This window comes from Mycolicibacterium septicum DSM 44393, from assembly GCF_000455325.1.
Lineage (GTDB): Bacteria > Actinomycetota > Actinomycetes > Mycobacteriales > Mycobacteriaceae > Mycobacterium > Mycobacterium septicum.
On the sequence record NZ_HG322951.1, the window covers coordinates 1,700,041 to 1,720,147 of the forward strand.

A 20,107-nucleotide genomic window follows, 5' to 3' on the forward strand; every position below is an offset into this window, starting at 1 on the left:
CAAGCTGAATTCGTTCACGACCTGCGATACCGATACGCCGACCGCGGTGTCCACGCGCCCCAGCACTCCGGCGATTGTTGTGCCGTCGCAGCCATCGCCCACGTACCCGAGGGCCACTCCTTCATTGGTAGGACACGACACCCCGCCGCCGCCGACCAGCAATCCATGGATGCCCCTGTTGGTGTTGTGCGCCTTGGCGATTGCCGCCGGGCTGGCGGGGCGGGCATGGCGCCACCGGGGTGAGAAGTTCGTCAAGGCGCACGTCACCGTTGAGACCCATCCCGGTGCGCCGGTGCCCTTCGATGTCCGTCCCGCCGACAACTCCGACCGTGACCACGTTCTCTCCGTGGTCCCATCCGAGACATCGCGTTCCACCACGGTCGAGGAGATCCGCTCATGACGACGTCACCGATGACCGAAACGTCCCTTGGCAATTGGATGTTGCCGGAGTCGCGGCAAACCCAGGCCAGGATCGAGCATGCCGTCGCACAGACGACGGCCAACAACCCATCCGCCGGGCCGCTGCGCACCCTCGGTGTGGTGGCACGCCGGGCCCTGGCCCAGGAGATCGAGGCCTCGCTGCGGGCGGCGCTCAACGAGACGATGGCCGACCTCATCCTCGAGGGCTGGCACACCTACGACGCCATCACCACGGCGATCAAGAAGTCGCATGTGCAGCCGCGGGTGAAGCAGATCGTGCCCCTGCATACCCACGTCATCACCGCGGACCGCGAGCACAACCTCGACATCGAGGTGGACAGCTTCCCGGTGATGTCCCTGGCCGCCAAGGCCGCGCTGCGGCTGCAGCTGTTCGCCGCGGTGGCCGTGGTGATCGACGGCCACATTGTCGCCATCCAGTCGGGTCAGGCCACGGCGAACGGCGCGGTGAGCGTCAATGGCGTAGAAATCTCCCGCAAGACCCTGGCCTTCCCGTTGCAGGTCGAACTGGGTTGGCGCCGGCCACCGCAGATGGTGGCTGCCACCTAGCCTGCGGCACTAGGGTTCGGCTATGACGGTCAGATACTCCGCCCCGGGCCGGATCAATCTGATCGGCGAGCACACCGACTACAACGCGGGGTTTGCGCTGCCGATTGCCTTGCCGCAGAGAACATCTGTCAACTTTGATCCCGACCCGGCGGGTGTGCTGTCGGTATCGAGTTCGCTGGGCGACGAGCCGGCGGAGATCGGTCTGGATACCGTGCCCGGGGAGGTGACCGGTTGGGCGGCGTACATCGCCGGGGTGGTGTGGGCGCTGCTGAACGCCGGGATTGCCGTGCCCGGCGGAACGATGACGATCACCAGTGAGGTTGAGATCGGGTCGGGACTCTCGTCGTCGGCGGCGCTGGAATGCGCGGTGCTCGGTGCGCTGCTCACCGCGGTCGGTGTCGATCTCGATCGGATCGAGCAGGCGTACATCGCCCAGCAGGCCGAGAACGAATATATCGGGGCGCCAACGGGACTGCTCGATCAGCTGGCGTCGTTGTTCGGCGAACCGGGGCAGGCGATGCTGATCGACTTCCGCGATGTCACCGTGCAACCGGTGCGCTTCGATCCCGAGGCGTCCGGGGTGGCGCTGCTGTTGATCGACTCAGGGGCCCGGCATGCACATGCCGGTGGTGAGTACGCGGCCCGGCGGGCATCGTGCGAGCGGGCTGCCGCCGATCTCGGGGCGGCCTCGTTGCGTGAGGTCTCTGACGTTTCGGCGCTCGGGGCGGTGAAAGATCCGGTAGATGCCCGTCGGGCGCGTCATGTGCTGACCGAGAACCAGCGGGTGCTCGATTGTGTTGCCGCGATGGACTCTTCGGACTTCGCGGCGGTCGGTGAGCTGTGGACCGCATCGCACGCCTCGATGCGCGACGACTTCGAGATCACCACGCCCCACCTCGATCTGATCGCGGCGAGCGCCGTGCAGGCCGGTGCGTTCGGGGCGCGGATGACCGGCGGCGGGTTCGGTGGTTGCGTCATCGCGCTGGTGCCTCGTGAGCGGGTCGACGCGGTCGGCGAGGCGGTGTCGCGGGCGGTGCGGGATGCCGGATATCCGGAGCCGGTCATCACCAGAACGCACGCGGGTGGTGGCGCAGGGCCTGCTTAACGCAGCTTGACCATGCGCGTCGTCGAACTCTCGTCCAGCTCGACGACATCGGAACGCGACCGCAGGAAATCACTGAACGACTTGAAACCCAACGACTTCTCACTGAAGGACGGGTCCATCCGCTTCATCTGAGCCTTGACCGCGGAGTTGTGCAGCCACTCGACGTCGTCCTTCTCCAGGCCGATCTGCAGGGCCCGGGTGAGCAGCGCGGTGGCCTCTGCCTGCGGGTCGGGTTCTTCCTGCTTGCGCGTGCGCTTCTGCGGTTTGGTTTCGGGCTCGGTGGTGAGGGAGGGGACGCCGGGCAGCGAGTCGTAGACGACGAACTCGTCGCACGCGGCGGCCAGCACCCGGCTGGACGATCCGGCCACTCCGATGCCGACGACGTAGCGGCCCAGGCGCTTACACCGCTGGGCGAGGGGAATGTAGTCAGAGTCGCCGGCCACGATCACCACGTGGGTGAGGTCGGGGAGCCGGAACATGTCCTCGACCGTGTCGACGGCCAGCCGGATGTCGGCGCCGTTCTTGCCGTACGCGGCAGCGGGGAAGAGCTGCACCAGGTCGACGGCGCGACCGACGAGCTGCTCGCGGTATCCGGCGTTGAGGTCGGCCGACCAGTCGGCGTAGGCGCGGGTGAGCACCAACGTGCCGAAGGACGAGGCGAAGTCGAGGATGGCACCGAGGTCGACAGTGGCCTTGGCGAGCTTATCCGGTTCCAGGCCTTTGGCCTTGTCCTTCTGAAAAGAGTTGCGGCCGTTGACCTGGTCGTAGCGGGAGATGACGATGTTGTCGAAGTCGAGGTAAACCGCGACGCGGGTATCGAGTTCGGTCACATCAGTCCTCTGCCTCAGATCGCCCGATGAGGTTCCGGGCACCGGTAGGGCCGAGCAGTTCCCGGAACGCCTGCACCGTATAGCCGATGATAGTGGCGTCGGTCTTGGCGCGTGCGGTGGCCGACCTCGGCAGGCTGAACAACGGCCCCATCTCCCCGAAGTAGTCGCCGGGACCGACGACCTTGATGACTTCCTCACCACCGCTGGCCAATTCGCGGGCCAGCTCGATCTCGCCGGAGGTGATGATGTAGATCAGGTCACCCATCTCGCCCTGGGCGAACAGCACCTCGCCTGCTTCGATGGACACGGTTTCGGGGCCCTGATGCTCGACGGCGACGTGCGGAACGAGCTCCACGACCTGGTCGGCCAGCGGAAGAATGCGGGTGTCGTGGGTGGCGACCACGACGACGCGTTCGTCGCTGGCGAGCTCACGGATGAGCCGCAGCACCTCCTCGACCTGGATGAAGTCCAGATGGGCGGTGGGCTCGTCGGCCAGGATCAGCGGTGGGTCGAGCGCGATCGCGCGGGCCACCGCGACGCGTTGTTGTTGTCCGCCACTGAGATTGCCGGGGCGGTGGTGGAGCCGGTGCTCGAGCCCGACGCGGGTGAGCAGCTCCATGGCGCGTTCGCGGGAGCCGTAGCGGCTCATGCCTGCGGCGCGCAGCGGCACCATCACGTTCTCCATCGCGGTCAGGCTGGGCACCAGGTTGAAGGCCTGGAACACGATCCCGACGGTGTCGCGCCGGTAGTCCGACAGTGCTTTCTTGTTCAGGGTGGTGACGTCGACGTCGCCGAACTCGATGCGGCCCGCCGTCGGTTTGAGGATGCCGCCCAGACATGACAGCAGGGTGGTCTTCCCGCACCCGCTGGGGCCCAACAGGATTGCCAGTGATCCGGCGGGGACTTCGAGGTCGAGGCCGTCGATGGGGCGTACCGCGTAGCCGCCGCTGGAGTACTCCACGACGAGGTCTTTGACGAGCAGGTCGGCCATGTCAGGGTCCTCGGAACGCCAGGGCGGGGTCGATGGTGACGGCGCGGCGCAGCCCGGCCACGCTGGCCAGCAGGCCGATCACGACGGCGACGATCGGCAGCGCGACGAACGCCAGGGTGGGGACGTCGCAGCGCATCGGGAACGGCGGCCCGAGCACGAGCGAGAGCCCCGCACCCAACAGTGCGGCGAGCAGGGCGACGGCGACGGCCTGCATCGCCAATCCGGCCATGATCGATCGGGTGGCCACGCCGACGGCCTTGAACACCGCGAAGTCGCGGGTGCGTTCCAGGGCGGACAGGTAGATCACCGAGCCGACGATCAGCGCCGCGACCGCCCACAGCAGGCCGGCCATCAAGCTCATCGCCTGGTTGGCGCCGCGCAGCGGGCGGACCATGTCGTCGATGGCGCCGGCCCGGTCGACGATGCGGAACTCCGGAGGCGCCGCGCCCGGGTTGCCGACGATGCCGACCGACGAGATCAGCTTCTGCCCGGAGAACAGCAGTTGTTGGGCGCCGGGAACCGTCAGATAGATGTTGTCCTGGGCGGCCAGGGCGGTGAGGTCATCGACCAGCCCGACAACCCGCAGTTTCGACGCGCCGACGTCGACATCGGCTCCGACCGGGCGACCCATCGTCGTCGACACCGCGACCTCGTCGGGCGTATGCGGCGCCCGGCCCTCCTTCAATGTCGGCGTGCCCGGGCCCTGTTCCGGCACGCCGAACACGTTCACGTTCCGCGGGGTGCCGCCGGCGGGGATGGTCGACGAGCCGTACACCAACGGGACGGCGGTGACGACACCCGGAAGCTTCGCCGCCCGTTGAACGTCGGTGAGCGGCAACGGCGCTGAGCCGAGGAACGGACCGGCCGCACCTTCCTTGATCATGAACGCATCGAGGTGGAGGGCGTCGACACTGCGTTCGGCTTCGACGCGGAAACCGTTCGCCAGGCCCGTCAATACCAGCGTCATGGCAAAAACCAACGCGGTGCCGACTGCGGCGATCATGAATCGCCGTCGGCGCCACTGCAGATCGCGTAACGCCGCGATCAACACGTCGGTGCCCCGCTCATCACGTTCGACGTTACCGAGATGGGTGTGGCGGGTGGCGGTTATTGGGGCATTTGGTGTGGGGAGGGTTGCTAGGCCGGGGGTGCGGCGTGACCGGGGCGCTCAGGACTAGGGAGACGTACTTTGCGCCGTTCCGGGGTCGATGGCGAGCGCGACGAGGTGGAGAAGTCCGATAGCCAGCAGTACCGTGCCGCTGATCATGAACCACGTCCCGTTGGACGGCTGCGACGGTGGCCGGTCCTCGGAAGCGCCAGCGATTTCCGGGTGAAGCAATCGGTAGTCGTCGTGCCGGACCCAACGGGTGTGGGCTATGCGACGGCGGATCCCGAGGGTCAGCAACAACCCACCGACAACGGGCCAGAGTATTGCGCCGATCGTGGAGCCGATCTGATATGCGATTCCGCCATCTGCAAGCAGGATTTCAACCATGACGCCCCCTCTGGCGGCAACGCTAGCGCGTGCCGTCTACCGACCGTCGTACGCTGAGCAACATGCGACTTGCTGCCGCCGCTCTGTTGGTTGCAGTGACGGCCGGGCTGAGTGGCTGTACCGGTGCACCGGATCGCGAGCAGGAAGCACTCGATATCCGAAACCGCATCGCGGAGATGCCGGGTGTATCGGACGTCGACCTGACCTATGACAACGGCGTCCTCGAGGGCACTCGGTTCGAACTCGCGGTCGACATGGAGCAGGCCACCGATCAGCAGGTCGGCGCGGTGGTCGCCCAGCTCGACGAGCTGCGCGGCGATGACTTCGCGAGGTTCAACCAGCGGATGAAGATCCTTGTGGCCCAACAGACCTCGCTCTCCGGGGGCGCCGATCTGCCAGATGACGCCGAGCACGTGACCGGCCTGGTGCGTCGCCTCCGTGCGGACACTCCAGCCGGGGAAATCATGTGGTCCGGCGCCGCGCCTGATACGTCGAAGGTGCGAATCCAGGAGGCCGAGAAACCTGGTGCCGCAGTCGACGCCGTCCTCCGCATCTTCTCCGACCGGCCACCCAGCGAAATCGAGGTCTCCGCAGCCGATCGGGTCGCCGATCCGCACTGGATGGTCTTCAACCCGCTGACACCCACCGACAAGCAACGCATCGACCGGCAGCTGGCCGCGGCGGCACCGGCCAACCCCGGGTGGATCGGCATCCGCGACGGACAGGTGGATCGCCTGACCTTCAGCGTGCCGACGCCGGCGACGGCGTATGAGGATGTGGTGCGGACCATTCACGCGGTCGAGGCCGGTCCGGCGCATCCGGTCAGCCTCACCTGGGTCCGGGCAAACGATCCGGCCCGCTACAACGAGCCACGCTGGGCGGGCAGCGCCATGATCGGCAAGTGCGACTACCCGAGTGGCGACCGCACCAAGTCCGAACCGCTGGTGCCTGATGCGTTGGCGCTGCAGCAGCGCATCCGCGACGAGTTCGACACCTGCCTCAAGTAGCGGTCAGCTTGATCGCGGTGAGGTGCTCACGGTCGACCGCGTCGATGAATTCCTCCACGGTGGGGATGCGCTGATCGCGGAACGTCAGCCCCATCATCCGCTGGGCGCGTTTTACGCCGTAGGACACGGCGCAGCGGTGGAAGAGGTCGGCGACGGTCGCGCGGTCCGTGATGAGTTCGCCGCGCATGGTCGTTATCTTGCCGTCGTGCAGGACTTCGGCGTTGGCGCCGTCACGGAAGTTGTGCTTCCACCCGGCGTCGGTCATCGCGTAGAGGGTGTTGTCGATGAAATGCGCACTCAACGGAATCGCGTACTGCTGTCCGGTCTTTCGGCCGCGGACGGTCAGCACCATGAACTGCTTGCGCGCGGCGCCGGCAAACGGCGTGCGCAGCATCAACCGCAGGGCCGGGTTGACGACGCGCATCATCCCTTTCGGCGGATGAGCCACGGTGATCGCGGGTGACTGCTCGGTCATGACCTCACGCTAGGCCGATTGTTGGACGTTGCCCAGGCCGCGCGAGACCATGACGCTATGGCCGGTTTCGTCACCGTCCGGACCTACGCCGAGCTCAACGACTTCCTGGAACCTGGGTCGCGGGGCCTGTCCGTGCGCCGGCCATGCCAAAGTCATCAGACGGTCAAGGACGTGCTGGAGGCGATGGGCATTCCGCACACCGAGGTCGACCTGATTCTGCTGAACGGGGATCCCGCCGGCTTCGAGCGCCGCCCTCGCGTCGGTGACCGCATCGCGGTGTACCCGATGTTCGAGGCGCTCGACATCGGCGCGACGGCGCGGCTGCGTCCGGTGCCGCTGCGGGATCCGCGGTTCGTGATCGACGTGAACCTCGGCCGACTGGCGCGGCTGCTGCGCGTCCTCGGGTTCGACGTGTGGTGGTCCAGCGAGGCCGACGATCAGGCCCTGGCCGATATCAGCGTCGAGCAGCAGCGGATCTTGCTCACCCGCGACCGTGGCCTGTTGAAGCGTCGCGCGATCACCCACGGGTTGTTCGTCCACTCCCAGCAGCCCGAGGAGCAGACGCTGAGGGGCTGCGGCGGCTGGATCTGCGACGTCGGGTGGCGCCGTTCACCCGGTGCGTGCGATGCAACGGCAAACTGGCGGCGGTGCCGAAGGAGGCGGTGATGGACCGTCTGGAGCCGTTGACCCGCCGCTACTACGACGAATTCAGTCACTGCCCGGACTGCGGGCGAATCTATTGGGCCGGATCACATTTCGCGAGATTGACGGGTCTGGTCGATGAACTTCTCGACCGACTCTGATCGTCAGTGCCGAATCGGATGGGCTGGGCGCGAAAGAGTTTGGATCTGTTCCCACTCTCACTATACGGCGGGGGGTGGGGCTTGCGGCAAGGCCCCGGACGTGCTGCACAATCTGTCGGTCCGTGACGAGATGGGGGATGTTGTGACGAGTACGCCGAAACCGTTTGAGGTGCACGAGTCCGGTGCGCTGCTGCACGGCACCAAGGCTGACCTGGCGGTGGGTGATTGCTTGGTGCCCGGGCGTGAGTCGAACTACGAAGCCGGCCGGATCATGAACCATGTGTACGTCACCCGGACATTGGATGCCGCGGTGTGGGGAGCCGAGATGGCCGTCGGCGAGGGGCGGGGCCGTATCTACGTCGTCGAACCCGAAGGCGAGATCGAGGACGACCCGAACGTGACCGACAAGAAGCTTCCCGGAAACCCGACTTGCTCCTACCGAACCCGTGAGCCGGTGAGAATCGTCGGGGAGATCACCGACTGGGTGGGGCATTCACCGGAGCAGCTGCAGGGCATGCGCGACGGCCTGGCGGACCTTCGGCGGCGAGGGCTGGACGTCATCTACGACTGACATCTCGAGGGCCGCACCGTTGTGCCGCCGTTCGCCGGATGAGGGGATTTGTGCCCACCCGCCGTACCCTTCCATCGTGAACGCGATCGACCCTGAGCAGCTCAGCACGTGCCTGCGGGTGCTGTCCGAGGTGGACAAACTGCCTCCCGAGCACCCCGACGCCGTTGCTGTGCGGCTGGCCACCGCGAAGATGTTCAAGGCGTTGAAGAAGGCTCGCCGGACTGCCCGACGCGACGCGATCGCGGCCGCTGACCGCGCTGTCATCGCCGCTACCGCCACCGGCGCGCCGGGTCGGATCGACGACGAAACCCAGGGCTTGCCGCTGGTGTCCACCGCGGTCGGGGCCAGTGCGGGCACGCTGCTGCGCTCGCGGGCCTGCTACATCTGCAAGACCCACCACACCGTGGTCGACGCCTTCTACCACCAGCTTTGTCCGGATTGTGCCGCGATCAACCGGGCCAAGCGCGACGCCCGCACCGACTTGACCGGGCGCAGGGCCCTGCTCACCGGCGGGCGCGCCAAGATCGGCATGTACATCGCGCTGCGGCTGCTGCGTGACGGTGCGCACACCACGATCACCACCCGGTTTCCCAACGACGCGGTGCGCCGCTTCGCCGCCATGGAGGACAGCGCCGACTGGTTGCACCGGCTGCGGGTGGTGGGCATCGACCTGCGTGACCCTGCCCAGGTGGTCGCCCTGGCCGACGAGGTGGCCGCCCAGGGGCCGCTGGACATCCTGATCAACAACGCCGCCCAGACGGTGCGCCGCCCGCCGGGCTCGTATGCCGCGCTGGTGGAGGCCGAGCGCACCCCGCCGCCGGCCCTCGTGGACGTCGTCACCTTCGACCACGTCAGTGACGCGCATCCGCATGCCCTGGCCGGGAGCCTCGGTGAGCATCCCGCCTCGCACGCGCTGACCGAGCTGGCCCTGACCGCCCGCAGCGCCTCGCCGGAGCGAATCGCCGCCGGGACGGCCATTGACGCGGGTGGGCTGCTGCCCGACACCGCGTCGGTGAACAGCTGGACCCAACGCGTGCACGAGGTCGACGCGATGGAGCTGCTCGAAGTGCAGCTGTGCAACCAGACCGCCCCGTTCATTCTGGTGAGCCGGCTGCGCCCGGCGCTGGCCGCGTCACCGGCCCGCCGCAAGTACGTGGTGAACGTGTCTGCGATGGAAGGCCAGTTCGGCCGCGGCTACAAGGGGCCCGGGCACCCGCACACCAACATGGCCAAGGCCGCGCTGAACATGCTGACTCGCACCAGTTCCGGCGAGATGTTGGAGCAGGACGGGATCTTGATGACCGCCGTGGATACCGGGTGGATCACCGACGAGCGTCCGCACCCGACGAAGCTACGGCTGGCCGAGGAAGGTTTCCACGCACCGCTGGATCTGGTGGATGGTGCTGCGCGCGTGTATGACCCGATCGTGCGTGGGGAATTGGGCGAGGATCTGTATGGGTGTTTCTTGAAGGATTACTCGCCGGCCAGTTGGTGACGGCTTCCTCGCTCGGAGCCAACGGCATCTAGCGGGCGCAGCGTGCTCGCAGCAGGTCGTGCTGCGCAGTCGACTCTGGACACCGGTATGCGGCTTTCCTTGTCCCTGCGCGCAATTCGGCGATGCGGTCGATGACGTCGTCGTAGCTCGATCCCGATTCAGCGAGCAGGCACCCGATCACTGTGCTGGTCCGGCCCTTCCCGCCCCAGCAGTGCACGTATACGTTTCGGCCGGCGTCCAACTCGGAGTGGATGCGCGCAAGGATTGCGTCGTAGCCCGCATCATCGATGACGCCGTAGTCGGGAATCGGATGCGAGAAGTACCGCACGGTGCGCCCGGAATTCTCGGCGGCCGCGCGAAGAATTTCCCGGTAGGGCGTCAGATGGTCAGCTTCGGTGGTGAGGTCGATGACGGTGTCGATTCCGGCGTCGAGCAGGACGCGGATCTTGGATTCTGCGTTCTCGGGGGTGGAGGCACCCGGGTATTCACCGGCCAGCAACCGGTTCGGCTCAACCCACCACGCGTGAAGGACGTCGTCGTGCGGCCACTCCATGACGCAGAGGTTAGCGATCCCGTCAGGCGAGCTGACCGAGCGCCGCCGCGACCGCAGCGCGCACGGTGGCGGAGACGGTGTCGGGGGAGGACGCGTCGAACTTGCCGTCCAGGTGCAGGAAGGCCAGGCCGTGCACGAGCGCCCACACCGCATTCGCCATCGCGTCCGGGTCTGATGTCGGAATTGCCTGCTGCACAATCGATCTGAGGTACGCGCTGATCGCCTCCACCGCGGCGACCCGTTCGGGGCTGGTGGGATCGCACGGTTCGGCGAACATGGCCCGGAACAGGCCGGGGCGTTGCAGTGCGAAGTTCACGTAGGCGATGGCGATGTCGGCGAGGTCGTCGGGTGTTTGCGGTGACGGGTTCGCCGTCGCCAGCTGCGTGGCCAGGTCGCGGTAGCCCACCGCGGCGACCGCGGACAACAGGGCGTCGCGGTCGGCGAAATGGCGGTAGGGCGCGGCGGTCGAGACCCCCGCGCGGCGGGCGGCCGCGCGCAGCGACAGCTCGGTCGCACCACCCTCCTCGAGCAGCTCCAGGGCCGCTTGCACGAGCGCGCTGGGCAGGTCGCCGTGGTGATACGACCGCGTTGACGTGGGCATCCGGGACTTACCTCACAAGTGTTGACACCGCTTACATATTGGTCGTATGTTAGCACCCGGTAGAAGTAAGCACTGTCAACATCGGTAGGGAGTTCCCATGTCGAAAGCGTCGGAGGCGTTGTTCGCGCCCCTGCAGCTCAAATCCGGCCAGGTCTTGGGCAACCGGATCGCCAAGGCCGCCATGGAAGAGGGCATGGCCGGGCGGGCACAGCTGCCCGATGAGCGCCTGATCGCGCTGTACCGGCAGTGGGGCGCCGGCGGAACCGGCCTGCTCATCACCGGCAACGTCATGGTTCACGCCGAGGCGATGACCGGACCGGGTGGCGTCGTGCTCGATGCCGACTCCCCGCTGGAGCCCTTCGCGGCGTGGGCGCGCGCCGGCAAGGATGACGGTGCAGCGATGTGGATGCAGATCAGCCATCCTGGCCGCCAGGTCCAGGCCAACATGCCGGGCGTGGTGTGGGGACCGTCGGACGTCGCAGTCGATATCGGCCGCCACTCGAAGCGGTTCGGTCAGCCGGTGGCGATGACGGCCGAGCAGATCGCCGACACCATCACCCGCTTCGCCACCACCGCGCGCCGCGCCGAGCAGTCCGGGTTCGACGGCGTCGAGGTGCACGCCGCGCACGGATACCTGTTGTCGCAGTTCCTGTCTCCGCTCGTCAACACCCGCACCGACGAGTGGGGCGGCTCGCTGGAGAACCGCGCGCGGCTGCTTCTGGAGATCGTGCGCGCCATCCGGGCCGAGGTGGCGCCGGGCTTTTCCGTTGCGGTGAAACTGAATTCAGCGGACTTCCAGCGTGGCGGCTTCGATGCCGACGACGCCCGCAAGGTGATCGACATGCTCGCGCCTTTGGGTGTCGACCTCGTCGAGCTGTCCGGTGGCAGCTATGAAAGCCCCGCCATGACGGGCCGCCCCACGGATGACCGCACCGCGGCCCGCGAGGCGTACTTCCTGGAATTGGCGGCCGAGCTCGCGGTGAGCAGCCCCATCCCGCTCATGCTGACCGGCGGGATCACCCGGCACCAGACCGCCGAGCGGGTGCTGGCCAGTGGCGTCGCGGTGGTCGGCATGGCCACCGCGCTGGCCGAAACCCCCGACCTGCCCGCGCGGTGGCGCCGAGGCGCGGAGGCGACCGGACGGCTGAAGCCCGTGACCTGGTCGGACAAGCCGCTGGCCTCCATGGCCAGCATGGCGATGGTCCGCTACCAGATGCGCCGGCTCGGCGCGGGAAAGAAGCCAGCGCTGAACGTGGGGCCGGCCTTTGCACTGGTCGCCGATCAGCTGGTGTCGCGACGCGCCCTTCGTGGGTACTCACGGTGGTTGAAGGCCCGGCCGCGGCCGGCTCGCGTTGTTGGTACCCAACACATTTAAGGGGAGACGGACCATGACGAAAGTTCTGATGGTGATCTCGGCGGCCGACCGCTGGACACTCAACGATGGGACGGTCCATCCGTCGGGGTACTGGGCCGAGGAGGTGGCGCGGCCCCACCAGATCTTCACCGAGGCCGGGTGGCACATCACGGTGGCGACGCCGAGCGGTAAGGCGCCGACGCTCGACAAACTCAGCCTCGGCATCTCCGGCGGCATGCCGTGGAAGCGCCGCGAGGTCAAGAGCTATCTGGACAGCATCGCGAACGTGCTGGCCCATCCGGTGGCGCTCGACACCGTGAATGCCGACGACTACGACGTGGTGTTCTACCCCGGCGGGCACGGCCCGATGGAGGACCTCGCCTACAACCCGGTCTCCGGTGCACTCGTGGCGCACCGGCTGGCGTCCGGTAAGCCACTGGCCCTGCTGTGCCACGCGCCGGCGGCGATCCTGGCCGCTGCGGGGCCGGATGGGGCGTCACCGTTCGCGGGACGGCGGATGACCGGGTTGTCGAACCGGGAGGAGCTGCTGAACCGGTTCGCGCGCAAGGCGCCCTGGCTGTTGGAGGACAAGCTGAAACAGGCCGGGGTCGACTACTCCAAGGCCTTGTTGCCGCTGCGTCCCCATGTGGTGGTCGACGGGAATCTCTACACCGGGCAGAACCCGCAGTCGTCGGAGAAGCTGGCGGAGCGACTGGTGTCCGACGTGGGGAGGGGCTGATGTCTGTTCAGGATGTGGTCGAGGTCGACCTCGGTGGGCACCTGGTCACCGTGCCCAAAGGTGGCCTGTATGAACGCTTTCGGATGCGCACCGACCTCGATGAGGTGGAGCGCGATCCCCGGGTGTCCAGTGTCGACTTCTTCCGGAAGTTGCCCAAAACCGAGGTGAACTCAGCGATCGGCCCCACGCTGACCCCGAACTTCTACTACCGCATCTCGACGGCACGGCTGGTGATGCTGGCCCGCTCCCGGGACATCCGCACCCGACTGCCCAAAGCGCTTGCACCCCTGGAGGTTGCGCCCGGCCTCGGGTTGGTGTCGGTGATGTTCTTCCGCTACGAAGTGTGCGACATCGACTTCTACACCGAGGCGGCTGTCGGGGTCGCGGTGCGGCCGGCGCGGCACGGCAAGCTGGGGTTCGCCGACCTGGCCAGCAGCCTGGCCAACGATCACCTGCACTCCTATGTGCTGTCACTGCCGGTGAGCACACAGATCGCCCAGGTGCGCGGGCATGACGGGTATGGCTTCCCGAAGTGGGTGACGGAGCTGGATGTCTCTATCGACTCCGACCGGACCGTTGCGCGTGTTGCGAATGACGGGGACGGGGTGGATCTTGCATTGTCTGCGGTGACCCCGCCTCAGGTGAAGTATGAGACGGGGGAGCGCGTTTCGACGCTTACGTCCTACACGTCACTGGGCGGCGCCTGGCAATCCACGCTGAGCCAGACCAACGTGTTGTCGGCCGGGACGGCGCGGTTCCCCCGGGGTGTCGACCTGCAGGTCGGGCAGGGGAGGATGGCTGACGACCTGCGGGCGTTGAAACCAATCAGGACCATTCAGTTCGATGTCGTCACGGAAGGTCAACTTGCGCTGCACATGCCCGTGCCGGTGTCGGTGCGGGATTGAGGTGAAGGTGCGTGCGGGAGGGGCCCGTCTGGGCAATGTGTGTTGTCGAAACTGCGTCGACTGAACCTTCAGGTACCGTGCCGAACCATGATCGCGATAGATCTGCAAGGTGCGCAGGATGCGATTTAATCGCTGAACCGCGGCGAGGCGTGGTTCAGCAGCTCGACCGATCTGACCGGCAAGGGGTGGGCTGAGATCAGCGGTCGCAACTGGCAGTGTTCAGCTCGATGCCGCCGTGCGGGGCGAAGTTCTCACCGACGATCGAGATCGACTTCGGTGTGGTGCGCATCGACACGGAGAAGTGTCCGTGATGGAGTTCGCCCTGCTGGCCAGCAAGGCTGGTCAGCATACCGCGCGTAATGGTGCGGGCCGTCGGTGTGCCTACCTATCCTCACGGCATGAACACTGGTGGGCGGGTTGACTCGCTACTTGGCGCGTTGTCGAAGGCGCGGATTCCGGTGGAGAACCACCAATTCATCCGCGAGTTCACGTCCGCCGTCGGCATTACCGAGTTCCAGGCCGTCGAGCGAGCCGATCAGCCGTACGTCGTTGCGACGAGGAGCGACGGGATGCCCGATCTCCACATCTTTTACGGGTACACGAACGGGTTCACTTCCGAGGAGGAGATCGTCCGCGTCGAGGGCAGTGGGGTTGGACGTGCACCCAGTTCGCGGAAGGGAACGTGGTATGTCGAGCATCCGATAACCCGCGTTCACCGTGGGAGTGTGCGGTCTCGCGATGTCCGTCGCACGGCGGGGTTCTGCAGTTGCGGGATGCAACTGTCGGTGACTGGAGTCTGCGGGAACTGCGACTAGAGGGCACGGTCAGGGAAACCCGGGGGCGCATCGAACATTGTTCTGACAGTTCCGATTTGACGCGCGGATGGCCACCCGACTTGTGCCGGCCTAGCTGTAGCTAGAAGGCGACCGGCCGACGCGCCAACTGCTTGGCTTATGGGAGCGCATGCTGTCCCTCGCGATCTCGTCAGCGAGGGTTTCGGCAGCACTTTTTGGAGATCGCGGTGCGGGCGCGAGCAGTTCCTTGACCCGTTTGCGGACCTTCTCGGGATCCGCTTTGGGCCTAGATTCGCGATCGACCTGAGACTTGGTGATTGACGGGATCCCCAACTGCGATGCCCAAGGTGTCGAGGTAGTCCTCGGCTGCCGTTCGGCCCTCGTTATCTCCTGCCACGGCCATTCTGGCATCGACTTTGACGTGTACGCCTCCCGTTTCTTCCGCCTCTTGCTGCCCGCCGGCTTCTGCTTGGCGGGCTTGACGATGCTGCGCTTCGACTGACTCGTCCCAGGGACCTGCCGTTTGCCTGCATGCCCGACGGAGGCACTCGCGCTGCTCCTGCGTTTCCCGCTCTGAGCGTTTGCGCCCGGCCGTGGACCTTGAATGGCCTGTTTGCATGGGCTCGCGTCATGCACACTAGTTAGCGGTGCACCCGGTCCCGTAGTGGCCGCTATCCCGATGAGCCTTCGGCAGTCTGCCGATATGCGCCACACTACGTCCGCTCCACGTAGTTCGAAACCACCATCCGAGCACTGAGTGATGTCGCCCGGCAGGGAATCCTTGACTGATGAGCGAATCGCCTCGTCCAAATCTCCGTCGGATGTTGAGCCCATCTCGCAAAGCTTGGCAAACGCCTGGCGTACTCGCGCGGTGAGGTAAATATGGGCCGGTTCGAACGACTTGGGAAAGGCGTCCAAGTCCACCGCCGGTCCTTCGTCCGGTGCGGGGCCCGCCGCGGTTCGGACTAATCCGCCACTCTTGAATCGAGACCTGACACCGGCTTTGACCTGCTCCCAGGTCCGCTCACGGTGCACTGTGCCGTATCCACGAATTGAATCTCCGTTTGGAGTGACGACGAGTACGAATCCCTCTCGTGAGAGCTGCACGAGTCCCGACTTCAGTGTCCGTTTCGCAGACTTCAGGATGAAGTCCTCGAGCATCGCCTGCATCTGCGCTTGTGCTTCGGCTTTGCCTCCACCGTGGTGGGAGCGAAAGCTGCTAACTGCCCTCGCGGTGACGTGTGCGTTCGCGACCTCGTCAATCGCAAGTTCGTCGACGGACACGTGATGTGAGTTGCCGATGCGCTTGGCGGGTCCGTTCGGTGCATGTTTGACGGCCGGCGATGCGGTCGGATCCGCTCGATTGAAGCCTGGGCATTCGGGCTGACGGCACCACCGGTCGACGTTGTCTGTCTCATTCGAACAGGCGGTCCCGTCCGCTCGAAACCGGTTACAACTCTTCACGAAGCGGATTGTGCCGCAAGCGTCGGACAAGTGATGGTGAATCGGATCGCCTTTTTGGCGCTTCTCGGCCCAGTTGCCATCCAGAACCTTTGCGCAGTCGAATGGCCCGCCTGCGATGAATGACAGAACCGAATCTGTGCCCACTGTCATTCCGTCGCGCTACCCTCCCGGCGTGGATGTAGGCCTATATGAATCCCTGCTGACGGAGCGACTCAACCATGCTCTGGCGCAGCGGCCCGACCTTCGGCCAGAGTTCAGCACTGTCGACGACGCCGAGCAACCGATCACGATCGCACGGCATCTGACGCCGCTGATCGAACGGCAGCTGAAGGCGGCCGGTAGCCCCGAGGCACGTGCGGCGCTGCTGCGCAACATCCTTGGAGTGCTTGGCGATACCGATGCGCAGCAAGAAGTGTTGCGTCAGGACAATCCCGCGAAAATCCTTCGCCTGGACGCCGTAAGTCCGAAAACCCTCGGCACGGTCCAACTCCCACGTCCCGCGACACCGTTGTCTGACGCCGCGCTCATGACGAACGCCCGCAATGAGCCGACGCTGGCGGCAGAGTTGCGGGCCGAGCTGGGCAGCGCAGACCACGTCGACCTGCTGTGTGCATTTGTGAAGTGGCAGGGTCTGCGCTTGCTGGAACGTGAACTCATCGAACTGCGTGAACGAGGCGTGCCGCTTCGGGTCATCACCACCACATATTTGGGGGCCACGGACGCCCGCGCCCTCGATGCCTTGGTCAACGATTTCGGCGCTGAGGTGCGGGTCAACTACGAGACTGACCGAACCCGGTTGCACGCGAAGGCATGGCTGTTGCGGCGCAACACCGGGTTCCACACCGCGTATGTCGGCTCGTCCAACCTCTCGCATGCCGCGCTTGTCGACGGTCTGGAATGGAATGTGCGGCTCTCGGCGATCTCCACCCCACATCTGTTGGACAAGTTTCGTGCGACGTTCGACTCGTATTGGGAGAATCGCGAATTCGAGCTCTATCGCCCTGCTGAAGATTCAGAGAAGCTCAGGCTGGCGTTGGAGGTGGCCTCCGGTAAGAAGCAGCGGGACCCGTTGGCGGTCACGCTGTCCGGGCTGGAGGTCACCGCCAAGCCGTATCAAGCCGAACTGCTCGAACAACTGGACGCTGAACGCGTGCTGCATGATCGCCATCGCAACCTGATTGTGGCCGCCACCGGTACTGGAAAGACCGTGATCGCCGCGCTGGATTACCGCCGGCTCGTCCGAGAAGTTCACGGCCGCGACCTCACGCTGCTGTTTGTTGCGCACCGTAAGGAGATCCTGCAACAAGCGCGTCGGATGTATCAGGAGGTGCTTACCGACCCCCTGTTCGGTGAGTTGCTGGTCGATGGCGATCAACCGACCCGCTGGCGTCATGTGTTCGCCAGCATCCAATCCCTCACCGCGGACCGGCTTTCCAGCATTGAGCCCAACCACTTCGACATCGTGGTGATCGACGAGTTCCACCACGCCCAGGCCGCGTCCTACCGCCGCTTGCTGGACCACATCGCGCCGGCGGAACTGCTCGGACTCACGGCGACACCGGAACGTGGTGACGGTATCGACGTGCGGGCATTCTTCGGTGGACGAGTGGCTGCTGAACTGCGGCTGTGGGATGCGCTTGAGCAGAACCTGCTGTGCCCATTCCACTACTTCGGCATCCACGACGGCACCGACTTGGAAACGCTGCAGTGGAAGCGCGGCGGCTACGACCTGGCAGAGCTGAACGAGATCTACACCGGCAACGACGCCCGGACGCGCATCGTGCTTGATCAGCTCCAAGACAAAGTCGCCGATGTCGGAGCGATGCGGGCGCTCGGCTTCTGCGTGAGCGTCGAGCATGCCCGATACATGGCCGACCAGTTTGTCTCGGCCGGCATCGCGGCCCGAGCCATCGTTGGACTCGACGATTCTGCCGAGCGGCGCACGACCCTGGCTGCGCTCGGCAACCGCGACATCAACGTGCTGTTCACGGTCGACCTGTTCAACGAAGGCCTCGACATCCCACTGGTCGACACCGTGCTGTTCCTGCGGCCCACCGAGAGCGCGACCGTGTTCCTCCAGCAACTAGGGCGCGGCCTGCGGCTTGCACCCGGCAAGACTGTGTTGACAGCGCTCGACTTCGTGGGTCACCAGCGCAAAGAGTTCCGGTTCGATCAGCGGTTCCGAGCGCTGACTGGGCTGGGCCGTAAGCAGCTGGAAAAGCAAGTCAAGGAAGGGTTTCCGTTCCTGCCGTCGGGCAGCCAGATCGTGCTGGACACTGTGGCCCGGGAGCTGGTGCTGGAAAACGTGCGCCAGCAGGTATCGCCAAAGAAGGCTGTCTTGGTATCCGAGATTCGGGCGCATTCCGACGACCGACTGGCGTCGTATCTGGACGAGTCGGGCCGCGGGCTCGAAGACATTCTGCGGACGGACCGGTCGTGGACCACGCTGTGCCGAGACGCCGGGAAACTGGGGGAGCAACGCGGAACCAGGGAAGCCGACCTGATCAAACGAGTGAAGGCGTTGGCGCACGTGGACGACCAGCGTCGCTGGAAGGCCTACAGCGGGTTCCTGCAGGATTGCCAAGCTGAGTACGGTGTCACCGAGTCCCGGTTGGCGGACATGCTCTTCTACTCGTTGTTTCCCAACGGTGGTGGGTTCGGCAGTGTCGCAGAAGGACTCGGTGTTCTTCGCGGTGAGGCGGTAGCTCAGGAGATGCGCCAGGTCATCGATATCGCGTTCGATGCTGCCCATCGCAGCACCTATGGCCTGTGGAATATGGGTGAAGAATTCACGGACGTGCCCCTGGCGCTGCACGCCAGCTATTCGCGGGAGGAGATCCTGGCAGGGCTGGGCTTCGCATCTCAGAAGCGGACGCCGAGCACGATGAGGGAGGGCGTCGCGTGGTGCCCGGAAGTCAACGCTGACGCGTTCCTCATCACGCTGAAGAAATCCGACACCGACTACTCGCCGACCACCATGTACCGGGACTTCGCGCTGAGCACGGAGTTGTTCCACTGGGAGTCACAGTCCACGACCTCGGCGGCGTCACCGACCGGGCAGCGTTACATCCATCACCGTGAGCGCGGGTCCCACATTCTGCTGTTCGTCCGCGAGACCAGGACCAATGCGCTCGGGGCCGCGCCGTACATCTTCCTGGGGCCGGCGAACTACGTGTCGCATGAGGGCGATCGGCCGATGGCGATCACGTGGCGCTTGCGTCAGGCAATGCCGGCGCAGGTGTACTTGGGGGCGCGGGCCGCGGTGGTGTGATGAAGTCCGCACATTCGATCAACTACGTGAGCAACTGTTAATCGGATTAACGATTGACATACCGAGGAGGGGTTAGTACCGTTGCCCATATGTCAATCGTTAATCCGATGCACAGTGGATTTGTAAACAAATGCGCTTCACATGTTGTAGGGTCTCTTCCACGTAAGAACCACGCGCTGCGTGGTCGTCGACTGGTAGTTGTCGACGTTGAGAACGTGGTGGGGGGTGCCGTGCTCGTACCAGGCAAAGCCAGCGATGTGCGCGGCCGGATCGATGGTGCGATCAATCTGAAACCCCGAGACCAGATCGTTATCGGAACCAGCCACGTAGGTCTGCTCGCCACGGGTGTGGGCTGGCCAGGGCCGCGCATCGTGGTGAGGTCCGGTGAGGATGGAGCTGATCTCGCCCTTCTCGAAGTGCTCCTTGATGAGCGAGTCAATGAGCGGTTTGAGGAGGTAGTCGTTGTGTCTGGCGACGCCATCTTTGCCGACGCGGTCGCGCGCCTCGGTGAGTTGGGGGTGACAGTGACGGTCGTTGCACGGCGTGAAGCGTGCGCGAGGCGACTACGCTTCGCTGCTGCCCGAACGGTATACCTGCGGGGCGCGGCCGATGGATTGGGAGGTGCTGCTTGACCCAAAATGACGACGGCCTGGTTTCCCCTAGTGAT

The 20,107-nt window shown here is 65.6% G+C and carries 21 protein-coding genes and 1 pseudogene; 12 read left to right on the top strand and 10 right to left on the bottom strand.

Annotated features, from left to right (window positions below; all coding sequences use genetic code 11):
* Nucleotides 1–169 precede the first annotated feature (169 nt).
* From TX88_RS07965 to TX88_RS07975, 3 genes are read left to right on the top strand one after another with little or no spacing between them, the layout of a single operon-like run.
* Nucleotides 170–400: a hypothetical protein gene (locus TX88_RS07965; RefSeq protein WP_044515918.1), complete on the top strand. Its 231-nt coding sequence runs from the start codon at nt 170–172 to the stop codon at nt 398–400.
* Nucleotides 397–987 carry a hypothetical protein gene (locus TX88_RS07970; protein WP_162563104.1) on the top strand — a complete coding sequence of 197 codons (591 nt, stop codon included), beginning with the start codon at nt 397–399 and terminating at the stop codon, nt 985–987. Before TX88_RS07965 ends, TX88_RS07970 begins: the two co-directional genes overlap by 4 nt.
* A gap of 22 nt (nt 988–1,009) precedes the next feature.
* Nucleotides 1,010–2,092: a galactokinase gene (locus TX88_RS07975; protein ID WP_044515922.1), complete on the top strand. Its 1,083-nt coding sequence runs from the start codon at nt 1,010–1,012 to the stop codon at nt 2,090–2,092.
* On the opposite strand, the gene TX88_RS07980 is transcribed toward TX88_RS07975, so the two are convergent.
* The 4 genes from TX88_RS07980 to TX88_RS07995 form a co-directional block, all read right to left on the bottom strand.
* A complete protein-coding gene (locus tag TX88_RS07980) occupies nt 2,089–2,922 on the bottom strand; it encodes an NYN domain-containing protein (RefSeq protein ID WP_044515923.1) in 834 nt (277 codons plus the stop codon). The genes TX88_RS07975 and TX88_RS07980 overlap by 4 nt on opposite strands.
* Before the next feature lies 1 nt (nt 2,923).
* Entirely contained in the window at nt 2,924–3,913 is a 990-nt protein-coding gene (locus tag TX88_RS07985; RefSeq protein ID WP_044515925.1) for an ABC transporter ATP-binding protein, read from the bottom strand.
* 1 nt (nt 3,914) lies between these two features.
* Nucleotides 3,915–4,964 (bottom strand): ABC transporter permease, encoded by a 1,050-nt coding sequence (locus TX88_RS07990; RefSeq protein ID WP_044515926.1) that lies wholly within the window; start codon nt 4,962–4,964, stop codon nt 3,915–3,917.
* Between the two features lie 123 nt (nt 4,965–5,087).
* Nucleotides 5,088–5,408, bottom strand: a complete 321-nt coding sequence (locus TX88_RS07995; protein WP_044515928.1) for a hypothetical protein — start codon at nt 5,406–5,408, stop codon at nt 5,088–5,090.
* Nucleotides 5,409–5,470: 62 nt separating this feature from the next.
* On the opposite strand from TX88_RS07995, the gene TX88_RS08000 reads away from it, so the two are divergent.
* Complete coding sequence (locus tag TX88_RS08000; RefSeq protein ID WP_044515930.1) at nt 5,471–6,415, top strand: hypothetical protein; 945 nt, start codon at nt 5,471–5,473, stop codon at nt 6,413–6,415.
* Here the strand turns inward: TX88_RS08000 and TX88_RS08005 are convergent.
* Nucleotides 6,408–6,890 carry a hypothetical protein gene (locus TX88_RS08005; RefSeq protein ID WP_044515932.1) on the bottom strand — a complete coding sequence of 161 codons (483 nt, stop codon included), beginning with the start codon at nt 6,888–6,890 and terminating at the stop codon, nt 6,408–6,410. The two genes, TX88_RS08000 and TX88_RS08005, sit on opposite strands and share 8 nt — an antisense overlap.
* A gap of 57 nt (nt 6,891–6,947) precedes the next feature.
* On the opposite strand from TX88_RS08005, the pseudogene TX88_RS08010 reads away from it, so the two are divergent.
* From TX88_RS08010 to TX88_RS08020, 3 genes and pseudogenes are all read left to right on the top strand, one after another.
* Nucleotides 6,948–7,693 (top strand): annotated as a pseudogene (locus TX88_RS08010) (Mut7-C RNAse domain-containing protein).
* A 130-nt stretch (nt 7,694–7,823) separates the two neighbouring features.
* Nucleotides 7,824–8,264: an NAD(+)--rifampin ADP-ribosyltransferase gene (gene arr / locus TX88_RS08015; RefSeq protein ID WP_084621985.1), complete on the top strand. Its 441-nt coding sequence runs from the start codon at nt 7,824–7,826 to the stop codon at nt 8,262–8,264.
* A gap of 76 nt (nt 8,265–8,340) precedes the next feature.
* Nucleotides 8,341–9,759 (top strand): SDR family NAD(P)-dependent oxidoreductase, encoded by a 1,419-nt coding sequence (locus tag TX88_RS08020; protein ID WP_044515933.1) that lies wholly within the window; start codon nt 8,341–8,343, stop codon nt 9,757–9,759.
* Nucleotides 9,760–9,787: 28 nt separating this feature from the next.
* Here TX88_RS08020 and TX88_RS32740 read toward each other — a convergent pair whose 3' ends face one another.
* Complete coding sequence (locus TX88_RS32740) at nt 9,788–10,312, bottom strand: protein-tyrosine phosphatase family protein (RefSeq protein ID WP_110917911.1); 525 nt, start codon at nt 10,310–10,312, stop codon at nt 9,788–9,790.
* A gap of 22 nt (nt 10,313–10,334) precedes the next feature.
* Nucleotides 10,335–10,913: a TetR/AcrR family transcriptional regulator gene (locus tag TX88_RS08030; RefSeq protein WP_044515935.1), complete on the bottom strand. Its 579-nt coding sequence runs from the start codon at nt 10,911–10,913 to the stop codon at nt 10,335–10,337.
* A 97-nt stretch (nt 10,914–11,010) separates the two neighbouring features.
* Here TX88_RS08030 and TX88_RS08035 point away from each other — a divergent pair, with 97 nt between their 5' ends.
* The 3 genes from TX88_RS08035 to TX88_RS08045 are packed head-to-tail and all read left to right on the top strand — an operon-like array spanning nt 11,011 to nt 13,911.
* Nucleotides 11,011–12,288 (top strand): NADH:flavin oxidoreductase/NADH oxidase family protein, encoded by a 1,278-nt coding sequence (locus tag TX88_RS08035; RefSeq protein ID WP_044515937.1) that lies wholly within the window; start codon nt 11,011–11,013, stop codon nt 12,286–12,288.
* Nucleotides 12,289–12,301: 13 nt separating this feature from the next.
* Entirely contained in the window at nt 12,302–13,006 is a 705-nt protein-coding gene (locus TX88_RS08040; protein ID WP_044515939.1) for a type 1 glutamine amidotransferase domain-containing protein, read from the top strand.
* Nucleotides 13,006–13,911 (top strand): acetoacetate decarboxylase family protein, encoded by a 906-nt coding sequence (locus TX88_RS08045; RefSeq protein WP_209446962.1) that lies wholly within the window; start codon nt 13,006–13,008, stop codon nt 13,909–13,911. Before TX88_RS08040 ends, TX88_RS08045 begins: the two co-directional genes overlap by 1 nt.
* Nucleotides 13,912–14,107: 196 nt before the next feature.
* Here the strand turns inward: TX88_RS08045 and TX88_RS34200 are convergent, their stop codons facing one another.
* Together TX88_RS34200 and TX88_RS34205 are read right to left on the bottom strand one after the other, a co-directional pair.
* The gene (locus tag TX88_RS34200; protein ID WP_162563105.1) at nt 14,108–14,260 is read right to left on the bottom strand and encodes a hypothetical protein; all 153 of its coding nucleotides are present in this window, start codon (nt 14,258–14,260) and stop codon (nt 14,108–14,110) included.
* A 76-nt stretch (nt 14,261–14,336) separates the two neighbouring features.
* Nucleotides 14,337–14,627 carry a hypothetical protein gene (locus TX88_RS34205; RefSeq protein WP_162563106.1) on the bottom strand — a complete coding sequence of 97 codons (291 nt, stop codon included), beginning with the start codon at nt 14,625–14,627 and terminating at the stop codon, nt 14,337–14,339.
* Between the two features lie 1,714 nt (nt 14,628–16,341).
* On the opposite strand from TX88_RS34205, the gene TX88_RS08060 reads away from it, so the two are divergent.
* The gene (locus tag TX88_RS08060; protein WP_044519199.1) at nt 16,342–19,440 is read left to right on the top strand and encodes a DEAD/DEAH box helicase; all 3,099 of its coding nucleotides are present in this window, start codon (nt 16,342–16,344) and stop codon (nt 19,438–19,440) included.
* Nucleotides 19,441–19,577: 137 nt separating this feature from the next.
* On the opposite strand, the gene TX88_RS35000 is transcribed toward TX88_RS08060, so the two are convergent.
* Complete coding sequence (locus tag TX88_RS35000; RefSeq protein ID WP_044515943.1) at nt 19,578–19,766, bottom strand: hypothetical protein; 189 nt, start codon at nt 19,764–19,766, stop codon at nt 19,578–19,580.
* Nucleotides 19,767–19,814: 48 nt separating this feature from the next.
* Between TX88_RS35000 and TX88_RS35710 the strand changes: the two genes are divergently transcribed.
* Nucleotides 19,815–20,072 carry an NYN domain-containing protein gene (locus TX88_RS35710; RefSeq protein WP_409365880.1) on the top strand — a complete coding sequence of 86 codons (258 nt, stop codon included), beginning with the start codon at nt 19,815–19,817 and terminating at the stop codon, nt 20,070–20,072.
* Nucleotides 20,073–20,107 lie beyond the last annotated feature (35 nt).